The sequence below is a fragment of the Rhodococcus sp. EPR-134 genome (assembly GCF_001647205.1).
Taxonomy (GTDB): domain Bacteria; phylum Actinomycetota; class Actinomycetes; order Mycobacteriales; family Mycobacteriaceae; genus Rhodococcus_F; species Rhodococcus_F qingshengii.
Genome location: NZ_LVCT01000427.1, coordinates 1 through 4,336, shown reverse-complemented (window position 1 = coordinate 4,336; position 4,336 = coordinate 1). Strand labels below are relative to the sequence as shown.

Below are 4,336 nucleotides of genomic sequence, written 5' to 3'. Positions count from 1 at the left end.
TCGGAAGTGACCTCGGGTGATTCCCCCCAGTACGTTGCTGCAAGCCCCTGTGGTTCTATCTGCGTGAAGGCTTCCGCGCACCCACCGCCAGGCCCAGCGAGCTCCGGTGCAGCGGTCGCCCCTCCGGCGCTCGGTGGCCGGGCAATGCGTTCGATGCCCGACGGCATGGTGGGCATCGACTCGCCGATGCCCTGCGCCGGCGCTGCTTCAGCCAAGGCACTGGCTGGTGTCGGCACTGCTTTACTCAGATACGCCGCCGCGGCCGCCGCGGCCAGTTCTTCCACTGCACTACCGACTGGACTAGGCCTGCTACTGGGCGTTGCGCCGCCATCGTCGTGCGGCCGTGAAGTGGCGTTCAGGTTCGATGACGTGGCACGTCGGGCTCGACTCGGTGTCGCAGACCGCTGTTTCGCACGGGTTTTGGTTGATTTTTTGCTCACCGTCGCCCCAATCTCTCGGCGGGCGCGGATGCCGACCGAACTACTAAGGTCAATAGTAGATGAACTACGAACCTGGATAGTAGGTCGAGGCCGAGCGTGAACGTGCCGGTGAGCACTGCGCCGCCAGACGAAACGCGTCGGGTCGAGTCAACGGATACTGAAATCCTCTGTGTCGCTACGATCTTGCGCACAGTCGAGAAGACTCCCGGAAATGACACCGACCGTCAACCGGCAATCACGCGGACGGTGTAGTAGTTTGCGAGACTGGGTACGCGCCTTGTCCACCACGTTTCCGAAGCCCGTCGCTGTTCATCTGGTTCGGCTTCGGCAGACTCGGCGGCCGATGCAGGACTGGGCGTAGGGATCGCAAATACGTTGCAGCAAGGGTGTGCAAAGTATCGAATCGAACAATCACATCTAAGGGATCTGCAAAATGGAAGCTGACACGATGCGCAATCACCGCCTGGTGGATTTGCCGACCAAAGGCACGGTGTTCGAAACCTCCAGGCCAGTGCGGACGGGAGATATCGACGTCTCAGGCACGCTGCGACTCGATGGCGTGGCACGTCATCTGCAAGACATCGGTTTCGACGATCTCGATGCGAGCGGAGCAGCGGCCGCCCACCCGGCGTGGGTCGTGCGCCGCACTGTCATCGATGTCATCCGTCCGGTCAGCTGGCCGGCTCGTGTGCGCATGCGCAGATGGTGTTCGGGGTTGTCGAGCAGGTGGTGCACGATGCGTGTTCGCATCGAATCTGACTGCGGCGGCCTGATCGAGACCGAAGGATTCTGGATAAATCTCAATCCGGTCAACGGGATGCCTTCCAGGATCGAAGAGAGCTTCATCGCCGGACTCGGTTCCACCACCAACGATCACCGATTGAAGTGGAAACCATGGCTCACCGTTCATCCGGACGATGGGAAGGAAACAATGTTCGCCTTACGATCGAGCGATATCGATCCGTTCCACCACGTCAACAACGCCACCTATTGGCAGCCTGTCGAAGACCTGATACAAGATTGGGCCGGATCTCGAAATCCGTTCCCCTACCGGGCGATTCTCGAATACCGCACGCCCATCACCGCGGGAAACGATGTGACCGTGCGGTACCACAGTTCAGATGAGAGCTTGAGCAGTTGGTTCCTGGTCTCCGATTCGGTGTGCGCGAGCGCCTACGTTACAGCGATCCAAATGTAAGTCCCCGCGCCGGTTCGCCTCACGGAGTCCTTGACCAGGTATGCCGGTAACGGTGGGGTCAGCGGGCGTTCCCGGAGCGAATCGATTTACCTCCAATCTCTCGCCATGTCACTCGTCGACAGTTTCCCGGTAGGCGATGTGGCGCTATTTCGGACAATGCACTGGCAACGCGATAACGAAGGTGGTGCCTTGCCCGGCTCCGTCACTCGCGGCGGTGATCTGTCCACCGTGTGCTTCGACGAGTGCTTTCGCGATGGACAGTCCGATCCCTGCCCCTCCGTGAGCACGATCGCGTGCTGCGTCGGCGCGATAGAAACGCTCGAACAGATAGGGGAGGTGCTCGGCGGCGACTCCATCGCCTTCGTCGGTGAGTGTGAGGATGAACCGATCCCCTTTCACCCGTCCCCGCACCTTCACTGTGCTCTGTGATCGACTGTGGCGCAGTGCGTTGTCGAGTAAATTGCTCAACACCTGCCCTATACGCTCTGGGTCCAGCCACACGGGTGGAAGATTTCCGGGGACGTCCACGCTGAGAATCACTGCTTTCGTGTCGTATCGTTCTTCGTGCGCTGCTACCGCTGACCTCATCAGCACCTCAGGTCTGGTCCAGGTCGGTTCGATTGCAGCTCGATTCGTCTCGGCATCGGACAGTGCCGAGACATCGCCGGAAAACCGTGCCAGACGTCGGGTCTGATCTCGGAGCATCGCAATGGTGTGATCATCGAGAGCTTCCACTCCGTCTTCGAGAGCTTCCATGAATGCTTCGAGAACAGCTACCGGCGTCCGGATCTCGTGCGCGAGATCTGCCAGCAACCGTCGACGCATCGACTCGGCAGACTCGAGACGGACCGCCATTTCGTTGAAGGCAGTCGCAAGTGCGTCGAAGTCGTCACCGAGGTGAGGCGGCGGGACCCTGGCCGCGTAGTTTCCCGCCGAGACTGCCGTGGCGGCAGTTGCCACCGCAGTCACCGATCGCTGCAGCCGACGACTGAGATACCAGGTCACAGCCAGCGCACACAACGCAGCTGCGCCGATCGCCATGGATAACGAGATCGCGGTTGCCGAGCGATATGCCTGTTCGGCGTGCATTTGCTCCTCAGACATGGGAGGCACGCCCGCGCGACGCAGATGCTCGCGGAACAAACTCGGACCGACAGTGACGGCAACGACCCATGAGGTGGCCGCTCCTGCCACCACAACGAGCGTTTGGGCCATCAGCAAACGCACTCCGACGCCGAGTCCTCGGCGGGTACGCGCCTGATGAGACGAAAGTTCTTCTAGGGTAGTCATTTTCCGGAACCCATTCGGTACCCGATGCCGCGCACGGTATTGACGTACGAGGGCGAGGCGGGATCATCGCCGAGTTTGCGGCGCAGATGACCGATATGAACATCGACCAGATGATCATTCCCTGTCCACGCAGGGCCCCATACCGCTTCGATCAGTTGCCGACGGCTGAATGCCATGCCCGGCCGAGCAGCTAGTGCCGCCAACACGTCGAACTCCGTCCGAGTCAGCAGAACCGGTTTCTCGTCGACCCACACCTCTCGCCCGGCAACGTCGATCCTGAGCACCCCGAACGTCATCGGCGGACTCTCTTCCCCTCGGGTTACCGCTCCCGCGGTTGTACTGTGCGCGGCTCCGCTGCGGGGTCTACGCATCATCGCGCGGATCCTCGCTACCAACTCTCGGGGGCTGAACGGCTTGCTCATGTAATCGTCTGCACCGACAGAAAGCCCGACGATGGTGTCCACTTCCTCGCTGCGAGCAGTCAGCATCACCACGTATGCATCCGAAAACGTACGAAGTTCCCGGCACACCTCGATACCGTCGATACCGGGGAGCCCGAGATCGAGAACCACCACATCAGGATCGACCTCACGTGCAAGGGCGAGAGCGTCGAAACCGTTGTAGGCCACACTCACCTCGAATGACTCTCGTTCGAGGTAACTCGAGATGATCGAGGCCAGTGGGCGTTCGTCATCGACGACCAGTGCCCGAAAACCTGCGTAACCGTCGGTTGACCGTGTTGACGTACTGTCCATGCCACCATCGTGGACTCCTCAGCCGCCGCTGCGCACGCGATACACGGTATGCGGTCACCTCTTCAGCGAATCTTCATAGAAAGCACACCAATCCCAGAGGGTTCGGCGAGCACTATCGAAGGTGAGGAGAGTGAACGGACATGATGTGGTGGAGCGAGAATTCGGGTTATGGAATGGGTTGGGTCAGCTGGATTCTGATGGCGCTGGCGATGATCGCATTTTGGGGATTGGTCATTGCGGCCCTACTTGCATTGTTTCGTCCCAGACGCAGTGACCGCAGCGAACTCCGTGGTACGAATGCGCAGCACCTGTTGGATGAGCGCTACGCCCGCGGCGAGATCGACGATGACGAGTATCGCTCCCGCAGAGAAGCTTTGGATCGATCCTCTCATCGACACGAGAGTCGTTGACTCTGGGACGCCCGCCCCGGGCCCGGTGGCGTATCAGTTCCGCTTCTCCACAACGACTAGACAAGGACAATCACAATCATGGCTATTGCGCCGTCCACAGGATCGGCTTTCAGTCGACGTACGTTTCTCGCCGCCACGGCGGCGGGGGCGGGAGGCCTGGCGTTGACCGCATGCACCACCAGCGGATCGTCCAACCCGACCCCCCCGCCGTTCGACAAAAATGCCATCACGACCGCTGAGGCA

General features: G+C 60.6%; 5 protein-coding genes and 1 pseudogene. 3 read left to right on the top strand and 3 right to left on the bottom strand.

Annotation, left to right across the window (positions count from 1 at the left end):
* A pseudogene (locus A2J01_RS35870) lies at positions 1 to 284 on the bottom strand (hypothetical protein); the annotation flags it as partial.
* A 589-nt stretch (positions 285 to 873) separates the two neighbouring features.
* On the opposite strand from A2J01_RS35870, the gene A2J01_RS19775 reads away from it, so the two are divergent.
* Positions 874 to 1,638 (top strand): acyl-[acyl-carrier-protein] thioesterase, encoded by a 765-nt coding sequence (locus tag A2J01_RS19775; RefSeq protein WP_064113375.1) that lies wholly within the window; start codon positions 874 to 876, stop codon positions 1,636 to 1,638.
* 144 nt (positions 1,639 to 1,782) lie between these two features.
* Here A2J01_RS19775 and A2J01_RS19770 read toward each other — a convergent pair whose 3' ends face one another.
* Together A2J01_RS19770 and A2J01_RS19765 are read right to left on the bottom strand one after the other, a co-directional pair.
* Positions 1,783 to 2,928 (bottom strand): sensor histidine kinase, encoded by a 1,146-nt coding sequence (locus A2J01_RS19770; RefSeq protein WP_064113374.1) that lies wholly within the window; start codon positions 2,926 to 2,928, stop codon positions 1,783 to 1,785.
* Positions 2,925 to 3,683 carry a response regulator transcription factor gene (locus A2J01_RS19765; RefSeq protein WP_064113373.1) on the bottom strand — a complete coding sequence of 253 codons (759 nt, stop codon included), beginning with the start codon at positions 3,681 to 3,683 and terminating at the stop codon, positions 2,925 to 2,927. The genes A2J01_RS19770 and A2J01_RS19765 overlap by 4 nt, the downstream gene beginning before the upstream one ends.
* Positions 3,684 to 3,823: 140 nt before the next feature.
* On the opposite strand from A2J01_RS19765, the gene A2J01_RS19760 reads away from it, so the two are divergent.
* A complete protein-coding gene (locus tag A2J01_RS19760; RefSeq protein ID WP_064113372.1) occupies positions 3,824 to 4,093 on the top strand; it encodes an SHOCT domain-containing protein in 270 nt (89 codons plus the stop codon).
* A 78-nt stretch (positions 4,094 to 4,171) separates the two neighbouring features.
* On the top strand, positions 4,172 to 4,336 hold a 165-nt coding region (locus A2J01_RS35220), incomplete at its 3' end, for a twin-arginine translocation signal domain-containing protein (protein ID WP_156519323.1).